This window comes from Pseudomonas asplenii (assembly GCF_900105475.1).
Classification (GTDB): domain Bacteria; phylum Pseudomonadota; class Gammaproteobacteria; order Pseudomonadales; family Pseudomonadaceae; genus Aquipseudomonas; species Aquipseudomonas asplenii.
The window spans coordinates 2,045,531-2,061,811 of record NZ_LT629777.1; the positions used below are offsets into that span (position 1 = coordinate 2,045,531).

The 16,281-nt window shown below is 62.9% G+C and carries 19 protein-coding genes; 6 read left to right on the forward strand and 13 right to left on the reverse strand.

Going from position 1 to position 16,281, the window contains the following annotated elements; translation table 11 throughout:
* Positions 1–6: 6 nt before the first annotated feature.
* From metW to BLU37_RS09300, 5 genes are all read right to left on the reverse strand, one after another.
* A complete protein-coding gene (metW, locus tag BLU37_RS09280) occupies positions 7–627 on the reverse strand; it encodes a methionine biosynthesis protein MetW (RefSeq protein ID WP_010444931.1) in 621 nt (206 codons plus the stop codon).
* Positions 628–634: 7 nt separating this feature from the next.
* A complete protein-coding gene (gene metX, locus BLU37_RS09285) occupies positions 635–1,774 on the reverse strand; it encodes a homoserine O-succinyltransferase MetX (protein WP_090204263.1) in 1,140 nt (379 codons plus the stop codon).
* Between the two features lie 146 nt (positions 1,775–1,920).
* Complete coding sequence (locus tag BLU37_RS09290; protein WP_010444928.1) at positions 1,921–2,511, reverse strand: YggT family protein; 591 nt, start codon at positions 2,509–2,511, stop codon at positions 1,921–1,923.
* Between the two features lie 15 nt (positions 2,512–2,526).
* Positions 2,527–3,345, reverse strand: coding sequence for a pyrroline-5-carboxylate reductase (gene proC, locus BLU37_RS09295; protein ID WP_090204267.1), 819 nt, complete (start codon positions 3,343–3,345; stop codon positions 2,527–2,529).
* Between the two features lie 33 nt (positions 3,346–3,378).
* On the reverse strand, positions 3,379–4,065 hold the full coding sequence (locus BLU37_RS09300; RefSeq protein WP_090204269.1) for a YggS family pyridoxal phosphate-dependent enzyme: 687 nt from the start codon (positions 4,063–4,065) through the stop codon (positions 3,379–3,381).
* A 56-nt stretch (positions 4,066–4,121) separates the two neighbouring features.
* Between BLU37_RS09300 and BLU37_RS09305 the strand changes: the two genes are divergently transcribed.
* Complete coding sequence (locus BLU37_RS09305; protein ID WP_090204271.1) at positions 4,122–5,156, forward strand: type IV pilus twitching motility protein PilT; 1,035 nt, start codon at positions 4,122–4,124, stop codon at positions 5,154–5,156.
* A gap of 63 nt (positions 5,157–5,219) precedes the next feature.
* Here the strand turns inward: BLU37_RS09305 and BLU37_RS09310 are convergent, their stop codons facing one another.
* Positions 5,220–5,876: a C40 family peptidase gene (locus BLU37_RS09310; RefSeq protein ID WP_010444923.1), complete on the reverse strand. Its 657-nt coding sequence runs from the start codon at positions 5,874–5,876 to the stop codon at positions 5,220–5,222.
* 251 nt (positions 5,877–6,127) lie between these two features.
* Here BLU37_RS09310 and BLU37_RS09315 point away from each other — a divergent pair, with 251 nt between their 5' ends.
* On the forward strand, positions 6,128–6,547 hold the full coding sequence (locus tag BLU37_RS09315) for a TM2 domain-containing protein (protein ID WP_010444922.1): 420 nt from the start codon (positions 6,128–6,130) through the stop codon (positions 6,545–6,547).
* A 150-nt stretch (positions 6,548–6,697) separates the two neighbouring features.
* On the opposite strand, the gene BLU37_RS09320 is transcribed toward BLU37_RS09315, so the two are convergent.
* The 7 genes from BLU37_RS09320 to gshB all read right to left on the reverse strand — a co-directional run bounded on the left by BLU37_RS09320 (position 6,698) and on the right by gshB (position 12,559).
* Positions 6,698–7,969 (reverse strand): dihydroorotase, encoded by a 1,272-nt coding sequence (locus BLU37_RS09320; RefSeq protein WP_090204274.1) that lies wholly within the window; start codon positions 7,967–7,969, stop codon positions 6,698–6,700.
* Positions 7,966–8,970: an aspartate carbamoyltransferase catalytic subunit gene (locus tag BLU37_RS09325; RefSeq protein WP_010444917.1), complete on the reverse strand. Its 1,005-nt coding sequence runs from the start codon at positions 8,968–8,970 to the stop codon at positions 7,966–7,968. The genes BLU37_RS09320 and BLU37_RS09325 overlap by 4 nt, the downstream gene beginning before the upstream one ends.
* A gap of 15 nt (positions 8,971–8,985) precedes the next feature.
* Positions 8,986–9,501 (reverse strand): bifunctional pyr operon transcriptional regulator/uracil phosphoribosyltransferase PyrR, encoded by a 516-nt coding sequence (gene pyrR, locus BLU37_RS09330; RefSeq protein ID WP_019361594.1) that lies wholly within the window; start codon positions 9,499–9,501, stop codon positions 8,986–8,988.
* A 68-nt stretch (positions 9,502–9,569) separates the two neighbouring features.
* Entirely contained in the window at positions 9,570–10,010 is a 441-nt protein-coding gene (ruvX, locus tag BLU37_RS09335) for a Holliday junction resolvase RuvX (protein WP_010444914.1), read from the reverse strand.
* A complete protein-coding gene (locus BLU37_RS09340) occupies positions 10,010–10,579 on the reverse strand; it encodes a YqgE/AlgH family protein (protein ID WP_010444913.1) in 570 nt (189 codons plus the stop codon). The genes ruvX and BLU37_RS09340 overlap by 1 nt, the downstream gene beginning before the upstream one ends.
* Before the next feature lie 49 nt (positions 10,580–10,628).
* Positions 10,629–11,528, reverse strand: coding sequence for an energy transducer TonB (locus BLU37_RS09345; RefSeq protein ID WP_010444910.1), 900 nt, complete (start codon positions 11,526–11,528; stop codon positions 10,629–10,631).
* Between the two features lie 77 nt (positions 11,529–11,605).
* A complete protein-coding gene (gene gshB, locus BLU37_RS09350; protein ID WP_010444908.1) occupies positions 11,606–12,559 on the reverse strand; it encodes a glutathione synthase in 954 nt (317 codons plus the stop codon).
* Between the two features lie 236 nt (positions 12,560–12,795).
* Here gshB and pilG point away from each other — a divergent pair, with 236 nt between their 5' ends.
* From pilG to BLU37_RS09370, 4 genes are read left to right on the forward strand one after another with little or no spacing between them, the layout of a single operon-like run.
* A complete protein-coding gene (pilG, locus tag BLU37_RS09355) occupies positions 12,796–13,203 on the forward strand; it encodes a twitching motility response regulator PilG (RefSeq protein WP_010444906.1) in 408 nt (135 codons plus the stop codon).
* 44 nt (positions 13,204–13,247) lie between these two features.
* Positions 13,248–13,613, forward strand: a complete 366-nt coding sequence (gene pilH / locus BLU37_RS09360; RefSeq protein ID WP_010444904.1) for a twitching motility response regulator PilH — start codon at positions 13,248–13,250, stop codon at positions 13,611–13,613.
* Positions 13,614–13,625: 12 nt separating this feature from the next.
* Positions 13,626–14,165 (forward strand): chemotaxis protein CheW, encoded by a 540-nt coding sequence (locus tag BLU37_RS09365; RefSeq protein ID WP_010444902.1) that lies wholly within the window; start codon positions 13,626–13,628, stop codon positions 14,163–14,165.
* Positions 14,166–14,222: 57 nt separating this feature from the next.
* Complete coding sequence (locus BLU37_RS09370; protein WP_010444900.1) at positions 14,223–16,280, forward strand: methyl-accepting chemotaxis protein; 2,058 nt, start codon at positions 14,223–14,225, stop codon at positions 16,278–16,280.
* Position 16,281: the final 1 nt, after the last annotated feature.

The following is a 16,281-nucleotide window of genomic DNA, read 5'->3' on the forward strand; positions in this document are numbered from 1 at the left end:
CGTGATTCATATCGCGATCTTGTGCTCCAGCAGGCCAGGGCTGCTGACGCGGTAGATACCGATTTCTCCCAACAGATTAGGCCATAGCTTACTGGCCCACCCGTGACGGTGCTGTTGATCCACCGCAAGCCGATCGATGACCCTGGCCTGGCGCTCGCGGCACAGCTCTTCGAAGTCTTCGAAGGTGCAGAAGTGAATGTTCGGCGTGTTGTACCAGGTGTACGGCAGGAACTCGGAAACCGGCATGCGACCCTTGCTCGCCAGGTACCAGCGGCAGCGCCAGTGGCCGAAGTTGGGGAAGGTGATGATGCACTGGCGCCCGACTCGGAGCATTTCGTCGAGAATCTTGTCCGGGTAGTGCACGGCTTGCAGGGCCTGGGTCATGACCACGATATCGAAGCTGTTGCTGGCGAAGTTGCCCAGGCCCTTGTCCAGGTCCTGTTCGATGACGTTGATGCCCTTGGCCACGCAGGCGGCGATGTTGTCCGCGTCGTTTTCCAGGCCGTAGCCGGTGACCTGCTTGTTATCGCGCAGCCAGCTCAGCAGTTCGCCGTCGCCGCAACCCAGGTCAAGTACGCGGCTGCCAGCGGGGATCCAGTCTTGGATGATTTCCAGGTCGGCTCTCATGGGGTCCTCACAGCGCTATTCGGTTCATGTAGTTGCCGAACGCCTGCAGGTAACGCGGGATCGGGATCAGGAAGGCATCGTGGCCTTGCGGGGCGTCGATTTCCAGGTAGCAGACGTCCTTGCGCGCGGCCATCAGCGCATCCACCAGTTCCCGCGAGCGGGCCGGCGAGAAGCGCCAGTCGGTGGTGAACGACATCACGCAGAAGCTGGCCTTGGCGTCGGCGAAGGTCTTCGCCAGGTCGTTGTCGAAATTGGCCGCGGGGTCGAAGTAGTCCAGGGCCTTGGTCATGACCAGGTAGGTATTGGCGTCGAAACGTCCGGAAAATTCCTCGCCCTGGTAGCGCAGATAGCTTTCGACCTGGAACTCGACACTGTGGAAGTCGTAGTTGAGCTTGTCGCTCTTGAGCCCGCGGCCGAATTTTTCGCCCATGGAGTCGTCGGAGAGGTAGGTGATATGCCCGACCATTCGCGCCAGCATCAACCCGCGCTTGGGAATCACGCCGTGTTCCTGGAAAGAGCCGCCGTGGAATTCGGGGTCGGTGAGGATCGCCTGGCGTGCGACTTCGTTGAAGGCGATGTTCTGCGCCGACAGCTTGGGCGCCGAGGCGATGGCGACGCAATGGCGAACGCGATCCGGGTAGGTGATGGTCCATTGCATGGCCTGCATGCCACCAAGGCTGCCGCCGACCACTGCGGCCCATTGGCCGATACCGAGGCGATCGGCAAGGCGCGCCTGGCTGTGCACCCAGTCTTCCACGGTCAGTACCGGGAAGTCGGCGCCGAAGGGTTTGCCGGTCTCCGGGTTGAGACTGCTCGGGCCGGTGGAACCGTTGCAGCCGCCAAGGTTGTTCAGGCTGACCACGAAGAACTTGCGGGTATCGATCGGCTTGCCGGGGCCGATGCAGCTATCCCACCAGCCGGGCTTGCGGTCTTCAGCGCTGTGGTAGCCCGCCGCGTGATGATGGCCGGACAGGGCGTGACAGATCAGCACCGCGTTGCTCGCCGTGGCGTTGAGGGTGCCGTAGGTTTCGTAGATCAGGTCGTAGGCCGGCAGGGAGCGACCACAGGCCAGGGCCAGGGGCTCGCTGAAGTGTGCCGTTTGCGGCACGACCAGCCCGACGGAATCGTGGGGAAAGACAGTGGACATCGACCCTGCTCACGCTTGAATGAGGCGTAAGTCTAATGAGCGGGGGGATCAGCGGCAAGCAGCGCGGGCCGTGCCTGCTGGGGAGCGAATCTTGTGGGAGCCGGCCAGCCGGCTCCCACAAGGGCAAGTTGCCTTGCAGTGGTGCATCAGATCAGGCGGAACAGCACTTCAGGCATGCCGCTCATCACCGCCAGCGGCGGGATCACGTAGCTCTGCAGCAACTGGATCACCAGGAAGGCCAGGATTGGCGAGATATCCAGGCCACCGAGGTTCGGCAGGATCTTGCGAAAGGGCGCCAGCACCGGCTCGCTGATCTGGTACACCAGCTCGGCCGCCGGGCTTTGGCTGCTGGGTGCGACCCAGGAGAGGATCACGCTGATGATCATGGCGAAGAAGAACACCTTGAGGAACAGCGAGGTGATACCGATGATCGCCCAGATCAGCAGGTAGCCGATATGGCCGGTCATGCCGTAGCTGAGCAGCAGGATCACCGCCATCAGCAGCATCTGCACGATGATCGCCAACACCAGCGAGGACATGTCCAGGCCGAACAGGCTCGGGATCACCCGGCGCATCGGCTTGAGCAGCGGCTGGGTGGCCTTCACGGTGAATTGGCAGAGCGGGTTATAGAAGTTGGCCCGTACCAGTTGCAGGATGAAGCGCAGCAGCACCACCAACAGATACAGGCTGCCCAGGGTTTGAATGACAAAAATGGCAGCGCTATTGAGTGCGAACATCAAGTAGTTCCTCGATTACTGACCGAGTTGCTCGGCCATTTCGGCCGAACGCTGGGCGGCGGCGGCGAGCGCCTTTTCTACCAGGGCTTCGAAGCCACCGGCCTGGAATGTTTTGATTGCGGCTTCCGTGGTGCCGGCCGGGGAGGTTACCCGACGACGCAGCTCGGCGGCATCCACATCGCTGGCGACCGCCATGTGCGCGGCGCCCAGAGCGGTCTGCTGGCTCAGTTGGATGGCGATGTCACGCGGCAGGCCGAGTTTTTCACCGGCGGCGGTCATGGTCTCGATCAGCAGGAAGAAGTACGCCGGGCCGCTGCCGGATACGGCGGTGACCGCATCCAACTGCTGTTCTTCGTCGAGCCACAGGGCCGAGCCGACGGCCGCCAGCAGGGTCTGTGCCTGCTGGCGCTGTTCGGCGGATACCTGGCGGGTGGCGTACAGGCCGCTGACGCCCTTGCGCAGCAGCGACGGCGTGTTGGGCATGCAGCGCACCAGCGGTTGCTCGCCGAGCCAGTTGTTCAGGCTGGCGCAGGTGATGCCGGCGGCGATGGATACCACCAGCTGGTTGGGCTTGAGGCTGGGACGCAGGGCTTCGCACACGGCTTTCATGGCCTGTGGCTTGACTGCCAGCACCACCACATCGGCTCCCTGGACGGCCTCGGCGTTGTCGGCAAATACTTCGATACCGTGCTCGGCCGCAACCCGTGCACGGGTCTCGGCTCCCGGATCGCTGGCGCGAAGCAATGCGGCATCCAGGCCCTCGGCGCGCAAACCGCCGATCAGGCTGGCTGCCATGTTGCCGGCGCCGATGAAGGTGATTCGGTTCTTGCTCATGCTGGATCCTTAGAACGAGAGTGTGGGGCCCTTTCAGGCCTGGCCGTAGTCGCGGGCGCCAAACAGGGCGGTACCGATCCGCACCCAGGTGGCGCCTTGGGCAATGGCCGACTCGAGGTCATGGCTCATGCCCATGGAAAGTGTGTCGAGCGGCAGATCGAGGCGTTCCTGCAAGGTTCGCACGCTGGCGAACGCGGCGTCTTGTGCGGCACGTTCCTGGGTCGGTTCGGGGATCGCCATCAGGCCGCGCAGTGTCAGGTTCGGCAGGGCGCTGATGGCCGCCGCCAGGGCCGGCAGGTCGGCCGGGGTGCAGCCGGACTTGCTGTCCTCGCCGCTGACATTGACCTGAATGCAGATGTTCAGCGGCGGCAGGTCGGCCGGACGCTGTTCGGACAGGCGTTGTGCGATTTTCAGACGATCCACGGAATGCACCCAGTCGAAATGTTCGGCAATGGCCCGAGTCTTGTTCGATTGAATGGGGCCGATAAAGTGCCAACACAAGGGCCGGTCGGTCAATTCGAGCTGTTTGCCGAGGGCTTCCTGCAAATAGTTCTCACCGAAATCCCGCAGGCCCGCGGCATGGGCTTCGCGAATGGCGGCGGCGGGCTTGGTCTTGCTCACGGCGAGCAGGCCGATCTCATCACCATCGCGCCCCACGGCCTGGGCGGCGGCGTGGATCCGGGCTGCAACGGAGGCAATGTTGTCTGCTATCGTGGTCATTCAATCTCGCCCGCAGTTGAAAAGTCTGCGGCATTCTACCTGTATTGGGGAGCCTCATGGATATCACCGAGCTGCTGGCCTTTAGCGCCAAACAGGGCGCGTCGGACTTGCACCTCTCGGCCGGGCTGCCGCCGATGATCCGGGTCGATGGTGACGTGCGCCGGATCAATCTGCCGGCGCTGGACCACAAGCAGGTTCATGACCTGATCTATGACATCATGAATGACCGCCAGCGCAAGGACTACGAGGAGTTCCTCGAAACCGACTTTTCCTTCGAAGTGCCCGGGGTGGCGCGGTTTCGAGTCAACGCGTTCAACCAGAACCGCGGCGCGGGTGCGGTATTTCGGACCATTCCGTCAAAAGTCCTGACCATGGACGAGCTGGGGATGGGCGAGGTGTTCCGCAAGATCACCGAAGTGCCCCGTGGCCTGGTGCTGGTGACCGGGCCGACCGGTTCGGGCAAGTCGACCACCCTGGCGGCGATGATCGACCACCTGAACAACAACAGGCACCACCATATCCTCACCATCGAGGACCCGATCGAGTTTGTCCACGAATCGAAGAAGTGCCTGGTCAATCAGCGTGAAGTCCACCGTGATACGCAGAGCTTCTCGGCCGCGCTGCGTTCGGCCCTGCGCGAAGACCCGGACGTGATCCTGGTCGGTGAGATGCGCGACCTGGAAACCATCCGCCTGGCGCTGACCGCCGCCGAAACCGGGCACCTGGTATTCGGCACGCTGCACACCACATCGGCGGCGAAAACCATCGACCGGGTGGTCGACGTGTTCCCGGCGGAAGAGAAGTCCATGGTCCGCTCGATGCTCTCCGAGTCTTTGCAGGCGGTGGTTTCCCAGAGCCTGCTGAAGAAGATCGGCGGCGGGCGGGTGGCGGCCCATGAAATCATGTTGGGCACCCCGGCGATTCGCAACCTGATCCGTGAGGACAAGGTGGCGCAGATGTATTCATCGATCCAGACCGGCGGCTCGCTGGGCATGCAGACCCTGGACATGTGCCTCAAGGAACTGCTGACCAAGGGACTGATCGGCCGCGACAGTGCTCGGGAGAAGGCGAAAATCCCCGACAACTTCTAGGCAGACCCCAAGAGAGCCTGCCTTGTCTGAGGGATCAGGCCCTGCGTGCGCAGGGCTTCAGGCTCAGCGCTGAACGACCCGCATATGGCCGGTCTGCTCTTTCGCGATTACCCGCTTGGCGACCGCGTAATGGCTGGCCCAGTAGGGTTTCTTCAGGGTATCGATGGTCACGGACTTGCCGCGACGCGGCGCATGGATGAAGCGGTCGTTGCCCAGGTAAATGGCTACGTGATTGACCTTGCGGCTCTTGATGTTGAAGAACAGCAGGTCACCCGGCTTCAGGTCCTTGCGGTCGACTTTCATGCCGTGGCCGGAGGCCATGGCATTGGAGGTCCGCGGCAGGTCGCTGGCGGCGACACCATTGAAGGCGTACTTGACCAGGCCGCTGCAGTCGAAGCCCTTGCTCGGGCTGCTGCCGCCCCAGCGGTAGGGAGTACCCAGCACATTCACTGCACGGCTCAGCGCGGCGCTGCTTTGCTTGGCATTCGGTGCGCCGGCGACGGTGCTGGTGAGTTCGGTGTGTTTCACTTTACCGTGGCTGTTGTGCTTGCCAGGGCGCTTGTGAGTAGGGACGCTGATCTCGGAAAGTTTGGCAACAGCTGCAGGTGACTTTGCAGTGTGACCGTCGACGTTGGGAAGACGTTGCTCACGATTGGTGGCGTGGGCGGCCAGTGGCATCAAAAGGCAAATGGTCAGCCATGTCTTGAAAAATGGTCGCATTAGGCAAGGCTCATATAGGTTAGCGCGCAACTTTATAACAGCTTTTTGGTCTTTTCCGAGGCCGTTTGTCGAAACCATACAGGGGGCAAAAGAGCTTCCCGGCGGCGAAAAGAGACTCGTGGGTCACGCGCAAGTCAGGTAGAACAAGGCTTTCAGCGATTTTCGGCAAGACTCTGTTACATGTTTTGAGACAGTAAAAAAGTCACACGAAATGACGAAAAATTTATCTATCGGCCGTGGAGAGGACACTTATGAACAGCTATCGGCAAGATGGCACACCGGCTAATACCCACAACGTTTTACTCGGGTATTTGCTGTGGATTTTCGGTTTCACCGGTTCCCACCGCTTCTACTACGGCAAGCCGGTGACCGGAACGATCTGGTTTTTTACCTTCGGGTTGGTTGGAATCGGTTGGCTGATCGACGTGTTTCTGATTCCGGGTATGGATCGCGAGGCTGACCTGCGTTTTACCTCGGGTCCGCTGGATTACAACGTTGCGTGGCTGTTGCTGACTTTCCTCGGCATCTTCGGTGTGCACCGGATGTACCAGGGCAAGTGGATCACCGGCTTGCTGTACCTGGTGACGGGCGGGTTGCTGGGGCTGGGGGTGCTGTACGACTTCTGGACGTTGAATGACCAGATTTCGCTGAGGAACAACGGGCAGGGCTGACGCCTGGCATCGGACTGATTGTGTTGAACAGGCCTGTCTGGCTTCCTCCCGGGGTGAGCGGCTTGCCTTGTGGCAAGCCCGCTCGCCACACAAGCCCATTCACCACCGGATTATGGGAACAGGCTTGTCCGCGAATGGGCGCGCCGCGATTTACGCGCGGTGGGTAATCCGCCCATCCATCAGCGTGTAACGCACTGCACCCGGCAACGCATGCCCGATGAACGGGCAGTTCTCGCCGCGTGACAGCCACTGCTCACCGGCCACGGTGGAGGTGCCCGGATCGAACAGCACCAGGTCCGCTGCGGCGCCCACTGCGAGCTTGCCCGCTGGCAGCCGCAAGGCGTCGGCCGGGCCGGCGCTCAGACGGGCGAGCAGGGTCGGCAGGTCGAGCAGGCCGTCCTCCACCAGGGTCAATGCCAGCGGCAGCAGCAGTTCGACGCTGCTGATACCCGGCTCGGTCGCCCCGAATGGCGCCAACTTGGCGTCACGCTCGTGGGGCTGGTGATGGCTGGAGATGGCGCTGACCACCCCGGATTTCACCGCCTCGCGCAGACCGTCGCGGTCGGCACGAGTGCGCAGCGGCGGTTGCACGTGGTACAGGCTGGAGAAGTCGATCAACGCTTCGTCGGTCAGGATCAGTTGATACAGGGCGACATCGGCGGTGACCCGCAGTCCCCTGGCCTGTGCCTGTGCAATCAGGGCCACGCCACGGGCGCTGGTCAGTTGGCTGAAGTGCGCGCGGACGCCGGTCTGCTCGACCAGCAGCAGGTCACGGGCCAGGGCGACGGTCTCGGCTGTTTCCGGAATCCCCGGCAGGCCGAGGAAGCTGGCAGTCGGACCTTCGTGGGCCAGGCCGCCTTCGGCCAGGTCGTGGTCCTGGGAATGAAACACCACCGTCAGGTCGAAGGTGGCCGCGTACTCCAGCGCCCGGCACAGGGTGCGGCTGTTACGGAAACTCTCCAGGCCGTTGCCGAAGGCCACGCAGCCGGCGTCACGCAGGGCCACCAGCTCCGCCAGTTGCTCGCCTTCCAGGCTCTTGCTCAGGGCGCCGATCGGGAACACCTTGGTATTGCCGGCCTCACGGGCGCGGTCGAGGATCAGCTCGGCCACTGCCGAGGTGTCCAGCACCGGCTTGGTCCGTGGTGGACAGCACAGGCTGGTGACGCCGCCGGCGGCGGCGGCACGGGTTTCGCTGGCGATGCTGCCCTTGCGGCTGTAGCCCGGCTCGCGCAGGGCGACGTTCAGGTCGACCAGCCCGGGAGCGGCGACCAGACCCTTGGCGTCAAGGGTTTCGACCGGGCCGAAGCCTGCCGGGGCGGCGCCGATGGCGACGATCTTGCCGGCTTCCAGATGCAGGTCGCTGACCTGATCCAGGCCGCTGCTCGGATCGATGACGCGGGCGCCAATAATGCTGAGCTTCACTGGGCGTTCTCCTGCTCGAATTGACGCTGGGCGGTCTGCCCGCTCATGGCCATGGACAGCACGGCCATGCGTACCGCGATGCCGTAGGTGACCTGGTTGAGGATGACCGAATGCGGGCCGTCGGCGACCGCCGATTCAATCTCCACGCCACGGTTGATCGGGCCCGGGTGCATGACGATGGCATCCGGCTTGACCCCGGCCAGACGCGCGGTGGTCAGGCCGAACAGGCGGTAGAACTCGCCTTCGCTGGGCAGCAGGCCGCCGGTCATGCGTTCACGTTGCAGGCGCAGCATGATCACCACGTCGACATCCTTCAGGCCTTCGGCCATGTCGGTGTAGACCTTCACGCCGTACTGCTCGATGCCGATCGGCAGCAGGGTCTTCGGCGCGATCACGCGGATATCCGGGCAACCGAGGGTTTTCAGCGCCAGCATGTTCGAGCGGGCGACCCGCGAATGCAGGATGTCGCCGACGATCGCCACCGAGAGGTTTTCGAAACCGCCCTTGTGCCGACGGATGGTCAGCATGTCGAGCATGCCCTGGGTCGGGTGCGCGTGGCGGCCGTCGCCGCCGTTGATGATCGCCACCTGCGGGCAGACGTGCTCGGCGATGAAGTGCGCGGCACCGGAGTCGCCGTGGCGGACCACGAACATGTCGGCGGCCATGGCTTCAAGGTTGCGCAGGGTATCGAGCAGGGTTTCGCCCTTGCTCGCCGACGAAGTCGACACGTTCAGCGAGATCACGTCGGCCGACAGCCGCTGGGCCGCCAGTTCGAAGGTGGTTCGGGTACGGGTGGAGTTCTCGAAGAACACGTTGCATACGGTCTTGCCGCGCAGCAGCGGGACTTTCTTCACCGCCCGGGCGCCGACTTCGAGGAATGAGTCGGCGGTGTCGAGGATTTCCGTCAGCAGCTCACGGGGCAGGCCGTCGAGCGACAGGAAGTGGCGCAACTGGCCCTGAGCATTGAGCTGCAGGGGGCGCTTGGCGTCTGGAGGCGTCATCGCAGAGGACTCTTTTTAAGGTGCTTGAAGGGCCAGGTCTTGAAGTTCAAGCTGGAGCGGCGCGGGGCCGGACAATTTTACCCGTTCCGTGGGGGCCAGCGACAGGGTTGCCCCCACCACATTCGGCCGAATCGGCAACTCGGCGGCGTCCAGGTCCAGCAGGCAGACCAGGGTCACGCTGGCCGGGCGACCGTAGTCGAACAGCTCGTTGAGGGCGGCGCGGATGGTCCGGCCGCTCATCAGCACGTCGTCGATCAGTACCAGGTGCTGGCCTTCGATTTCGAACGGCAGCTCCGAAGGGCGCACCTGCGGATGCAGGCCGTTCTGGCTGAAGTCGTCGCGGTAGAAGGAAACATCCAGCGTGCCCAGCGGCGAGTCGCTGTCCAGCGCCTTGAGCAGCGCCTGCGCGACCCATACGCCGCCGGTGCGGATGCCGATATAGCGCGGGGTGTCGATGGCTCGCTGCTGCAGATGGGCCGTGAGGCGGGTGGCCATCTGGTCGATCAGTTCGGCGGGATTGGGCAGGCTCATGGTTGCTCCTTCAAGGGCCTCGCCCGGCAAGCGCGGCGAGGGCTGAGACGGTACGACGCGCGGCGCCGTCAGGATTCGGGGGATACGGGGTTTTCTTCGATCCAGCTTTGCAGCAGCAGTTTGGCGGCGATGGCATCCACCGGGTTGTCACGGTAGCTGCCTTTGTGTCCGCCCTTGGCCATGCGCTCGCCCTTGGCTTCGAACGTGGTCAGGCGCTCGTCCTGGGTAAAGAACGGCACGTTGTAGCGGCCATTCAGCCGGCGGGCGAATTTTTCCGCCCGAGCGCACATCTCGCTGGGTGTGCCATCCATGTTCAGGGGCAGGCCGACCACCACCGCGTCGGGTTTCCACTCCTTGATCAGGGCTTCGACCTGATTCCAGTCGGGAATCCCATTCTGCGCCTTGAGCGTGCACAGCTCACGGGCCTGGCCGGTGATCATCTGGCCGACGGCAACACCGATCTGCCGGGTACCGTAGTCGAAACCCAGCAGCAGACGAATATTGGCCATCAGGCGTGACCCGCCTGACTGGTGAGCAGGTTGAGGTTGACGCCCAGGTGCGCGGCGGCGGCGGCCAGGCGGTCTTCGCTGTCGGTGTTGAAGAGGATTTCCGGGGAGAACGGGCAGGTCAGCCAGGCGTTGTCGGCCAGTTCGGCCTCCAGTTGTCCGGCTTCCCAACCGGCGTAGCCGAGGGCGATCAGGCTGTGTTCGGGGCCGATACCGTCGGCGATGGCGAACAGCACGTCCTGGGAGGTCGACAAGGCCAGGCCTTCGAGTTCGACGGTGGCCTGGTAGGACTTGCCGATGGGGTGCAGGACGAAGCCGCGATCGGTCTGCACCGGGCCACCGGAATAGATCGGTAAATGCTGGCAGCGCGCGGGAGGATCGATATCCGGGCGCAACTGCTCAAGAATATCGGCCAGGTTCAGTGATTGCGGGCGGTTGATGACCAGCCCCATGGCACCGTTTGCGCTGTGCTCGACGATATAGGTCAAGGTCTGCGCAAAGTTCGGGTCGGCCATATGCGGCATGGCGATCAGGAAGTGATGCTTGAGGTACGTCGGTGTGAGGTTTTTCATGAACTCTAGTGTGGCGGTGGGCGGGCGAACTGACAAGCAGGGGTGGCCCTCAATTACTGGACAGACGGTCACCCCGGGCGAAACGCCAGGTGCGGATGATCTCCAGTCGGTCGATGTCCGACAGGTCGCCGGTGAAGGGCGCGAAGGGCGCCGCCAGGCGGACGATACGCTGTGCGGCCTGGTCCAGCAGCGGCTGGCCGGAGGATTCGAGCACCAGCACTTCGTACAGCGAACCGTCATGGTTGATCGACACCATCAACCGCAGGTTGCCGTAGATCTGCTGGCGGCGGGCCTCTTCGGGATAGTTGAGGTTGCCGATCCGTTCGACCTTCTTGCGCCACTCATCCTTGTACCAGGCACCCTTGTCACGCATGGTCGACGCCGCGCTCAGGCGGTGGATACGTGGCCTTTTGGCATATAGCTGGCGTTCCTTGGCCAGTTCCGCCTCCAGGCTGGCGATGTCGCTGGACAACTGCGAGCTGTCGAAGGTCGGCGTTTCGGCCTGGGGCGCCGCCTCAGGCTTGCGTTCTTCGTGGTGGGTGACGGTTTTCTTCGGTTTGGGCGCGACCGTGGCGACGGCAGCCTTGGGCGTTGCTTCGGTGACTTGCGGCTTGGCTGGCGGTGGTGTGGCCACCTTGTTGACAGCGTTGTCCTGGAATGGCGCGACCTCGGTGGTGGTCGGGATCGCCTTCTTGTCCAGTGTGCCGCTGCCCTGCTGGTTCTCCTGGGCGATGAAATCGGCCTTGGCCGGCTTGGTCTCGCTCTTGAAGGTCGCCAGGGTGATTTCCAGGGTCCTGCTGATCTGTTTGGGCTCGACGAAACTGAACCCGACCCCGAGCAGCAATGCCAGGTGGATCAGCGCGGCGAGAAACAGGGTAAAGCCGAGCCTGTCGGCCGGGCGCACGCCGGTGCGGTAGAGTTCGGGAGGCAGATCGGCGGGGAGAGTCATGACCAGAAAACCAACATCACGCATATCAGAGGCGGTGCATCATAGCGCAATGTTGGTTTCATCTCGGCTGTTCTACATCAACGGCTTTTGAGCTTCTGCTCGATGGCATCCATCAGCAGGCCGCCGATCTGGGTGCCGAAGGCGTTGTCGATCTCGCGGATGCAGGTCGGGCTGGTGACATTGATTTCCGTCAGATGCTCGCCGATGACATCAAGACCGACGAACAACAGGCCCTTTTCACGCAAGGTAGGTCCAACCTGGGCGGCGATCCAGCGGTCGCGGTCTGTCAGTGGGCGTGCTTCGCCACGTCCGCCGGCCGCCAGGTTGCCACGGGTTTCGCCGCTGGCCGGGATACGTGCCAGGCAATAGGGTACCGGCTCGCCATCGACCATCAGGATGCGCTTGTCGCCGTCCTTGATCGCCGGCAGGTAGGCCTGGGCCATGATCTGCTGGCCGCCCAGCGCGGTCAGCGTCTCGAGGATCACCGACAGGTTCGGGTCGCCCACCCGGTGACGGAAGATCGAAGTGCCGCCCATGCCGTCCAGTGGCTTGAGGATCACATCGCCGTGCTTGGCGGCGAACTCACGCAACACGTCGGCGCGGCGGCTGACTACGGTCGGTGGCGTGCACTGCGGGAACTGGGTGGCGAACAGCTTTTCGTTGCAGTCACGCAGGCTCTGGGGCTTGTTCACCACCAGCACGCCGGCACGTTCGGCCTGCTCCAGCAGGTAGGTGGAGTAGACGAACTCCATGTCGAACGGCGGATCCTTGCGCATCAGGATCACGTCCAGGTCGCTCAGGGCCGCGTCGGTCTCGGCTTCCAGTTCGAACCAGTGCTCAGGGTTGGCGAACACTTTCAGCGGTTTCATCCGTGCCCGGGCCACGCCAGCGTCCTGGTAAAGGTCCTGCTGCTCCATGTAGAACAGCGTCCAGCCGCGCTCCTGGGCGGCCAGCAACATGGCCAGCGAGCTGTCCTTCTTGTAGGAAATGCTCGCGATGGGGTCCATGACAATCCCGAGACGAACGCTCATGGGCTATATCCTCTGTAGGCCGTGAAGGCCGTAATGACTTGAAAAGTGGCGTCAGAGTGGCGCTGCGGATGTTTGCGGTCAAGGAAAAGCTGGGTCTGGGGCCGCGCATGGATTGCATGGGGAGACTGTGCTAAAAAGGTTCGCATCCTGTACGAAATCCTTGCGCATCAACGGTTTCGCGCCCGGAAATCGGGCATCCCTGGAAAATGCGTCGCTGTGGCGATGGTAGAGCAGATATGGAACAGCATTCCACAGCCTTGAAAGTCATGGTCATCGATGACTCGAAGACGATTCGCCGCACCGCCGAGACGCTGCTCAAGCACGTCGGCTGCGAAGTCATCACCGCCGTCGACGGTTTCGAGGCGTTGGCCAAGATCGCCGATCATCACCCGGGGATCATTTTCGTCGACATCATGATGCCGCGCCTGGATGGCTACCAGACCTGTGCCCTGATCAAGAACAACCGTGCGTTCAAGTCGACGCCGGTGATCATGCTGTCCTCCAAGGACGGCCTGTTCGACAAGGCCAAGGGGCGTATCGTCGGTTCTGATCAGTTTTTGACCAAGCCTTTCAGCCGGGAAGAACTGCTGGCGGCGATCAAGGCTCATGTCCCGGGTTTCGCGGCAATAGAACAAGTACTTTGACGGGTGGCCGCCGGGCCGCCTGCTTTATAAGAATGGGGAACACCATGGCACGCATCCTGATCGTCGATGATTCGCCGACTGAAATGTACAAACTGACCGGTATGCTGGAAAAGCAGGGTCATGAAGTCCTCAAGGCCGAGAACGGCGCCGACGGCGTGGCCCTGGCCCGCCAGGAAAAGCCCGATGCGGTCCTGATGGATATCGTCATGCCAGGCCTCAACGGTTTCCAGGCGACCCGACAACTGACCAAGGATCCTGAAACCTCGGCGATTCCGGTGATCATCATTACCACCAAGGACCAGGAGACCGACAAGGTCTGGGGCACGCGCCAGGGCGCCAGGGATTACCTGACCAAGCCGGTCGACGAGGAAACCCTGCTCAAGACCCTGAACAACGTTCTGGCCGGTTGACGGCCGGCAGACATGGCCGAATCGCCGACCGCCTTCCAGCTGCTGCTGGAGATCGACCAGCGCTGCCGGGCACTGGCTGCCGACCTGCCGTCCCAGGAAACCCGCCCGGACACCTGGAGCGGCATCGGTTTCCGGCTCGGCGAGCAGTGGTACGTGGCGCCGATGGGCGAGGTCGCCGAAGTGCTGCATGAGCCGCGCTATACCCTGCTGCCGGGGGTGAAACCCTGGGTCAAGGGCGTAGCCAACCTGCGTGGGCGGCTGCTGCCGATCATGGACCTGTGTGGTTTTTTCGGTCACGAGTTGTCGGTATTGCGCAAACAGCGGCGGGTGCTGGTGCTGGAGCACAAGGACGTGTTCGCCGGCCTGCTGGTGGATGAGGTGGCAGGCATGCAGCACTTTCCCCGGCACAGCCGGCAGTTGCATTCGGTGGCGCGCCCGGAGCGGGTGGTCGCGCCCTTTGTACAAGGCTGTTTCGAGCGTGAGCGCAACTGGTGGGTGTTCAGCCCGTTCATCCTGGCACAGGCACCGGGGTTTCTTGATGTTGCGGTCTAATCATGTGTCCGGCTTGCGCGGGGCCCGCTTCCACAGTCGTACAGGCAGGGGCCAGAGATGATCAAAGGTAATACCGGCAACCCCGAACAGGCCTCGCGCAGCCGTTCGCAGATCATCGTGCTGTTTATCGCACTGATCGTGTTCATCATGTTGCTGTTCGCCAATTTCGCGTATCTCAACACCCAGTCCACCTACGACAAGCAGTACATCAGCCACGCCGGCGAGTTGCGCGTGCTGTCCCAGCGCATCGCCAAGAACGCCACCGAAGCCGCCTCCGGCAAGGCCGCGGCATTCAAGTTGCTCAGCGATGCGCGCAACGATTTCGCCCAGCGCTGGGGCTACTTGAAGAAAGGCGACCCGGCCACCGGCCTGCCCGCCGCACCGCCGGCCGTGCGTAATGAAATGCATGCAGTGCAGCAGGACTGGGAAAACCTGCTGAAAAACACGGACGCGATTCTCGCCAGCGAACAGACCGTGCTGTCCCTGCACCAGGTGGCGGCGACCCTGGCTGAAACCGTGCCGCAGTTGCAGGTGGAATACGAGAAGGTCGTGGAAATCCTCCTGCAGCGTGGCGCGCCGGCGGCCCAGGTGGCCATGGCCCAGCGTCAGTCGTTGCTCGCCGAACGCATTCTCGGTGCGGTGAACACCGTGTTGGCCGGCGACGAAAACTCGTCCCAGGCCGCCGACGCCTTCGGGCGCGATGCGGCCCGCTTCGGCCAGGTACTCAATGGCATGCTGCAGGGCAATGCCGCGCTGAAGATTTCCCAGGTCGAAGACAAGGATGCCCGCGCCCGCCTCGGCGAGATTGCCGAACTCTTCGAGTTCGTTTCCGGCTCCGTCGACGAGATCCTCGAAACCTCGCCGGAGCTGTTCCAGGTCCGTGAATCCGCCAGCAGCATCTTCAGCCTGTCGCAGACCCTGCTGGACGAAGCCTCGCACCTGGCCAACGGGTTCGAGAACCTGGCGGGTGGGCGCTCCCTCGACACCATCGGCGGTTATGTGCTCGGCCTGCTGGCGCTGGCTTCGATCATTCTGATCGGGCTGGTCATGGTCCGAGAGACCAATCGCCAGTTGCACGAAACGGCCGAAAAGAATGAGCGTAACCAACACGCGATCATGCGCTTGCTGGATGAAATCGAAGACCTGGCCGACGGCGACCTGACCGTGACCGCCTCGGTGACCGAAGACTTCACCGGGACCATTGCCGACTCGATCAACTATTCGGTGGACCAGTTGCGCGACCTGGTCGCGACCATCAACCTCACGGCTGGCAAGGTCGCCGCTGCCGTACAGGAAACCCAGGCCACCGCGATGCAACTGGCCGAGGCCTCGGAGCACCAGGCCCAGCAGATCAGCGAGGCGTCTGCGGCAATCAGCGACATGGCTCAATCCATTGACCAGGTATCGGCCAACGCCGCCGAATCCTCGGCGGTGGCCGAACGCTCGGTGGAAATCGCCAACAAGGGCAACGAGGTGGTTCACAACACCATCCACGGTATGGACAACATCCGCGAGCAGATCCAGGACACTGCCAAGCGAATCAAGCGTCTTGGCGAGTCTTCCCAGGAGATCGGCGATATCGTCAGCCTGATCGACGATATCGCCGACCAGACCAACATCCTTGCGCTCAACGCGGCGATCCAGGCATCCATGGCCGGGGATGCCGGACGCGGTTTCGCAGTGGTCGCCGACGAGGTCCAGCGCCTGGCAGAGCGTTCGTCCGCCGCGACCCGGCAGATCGAAACCCTGGTGCGGGCAATCCAGACCGACACCAACGAAGCGGTGATTTCCATGGAGCAGACCACCACCGAAGTGGTGCGCGGTGCCCGGTTGGCGCAGGATGCCGGTGTGGCGTTGGAGGAAATCGAAGGCGTATCGAAAACCCTGGCGGCGCTGATCCAGAGCATCTTCAATGCCGCCCAGCAGCAAACCTCGTCGGCGGGACAGATTTCGCTGACGATGAACGTGATCCAGCAGATCACCACCCAGACATCCTCCGGTTCGACCGCCACCGCCGAGAGCATTGGCAACCTGGCGAAAATGGCCAGCCAACTGCGGCGCTCGGTCTCCGGCTTCACCTTGCCCCAGGCGCAAGATGCGCGGGAAACCCGGTAGT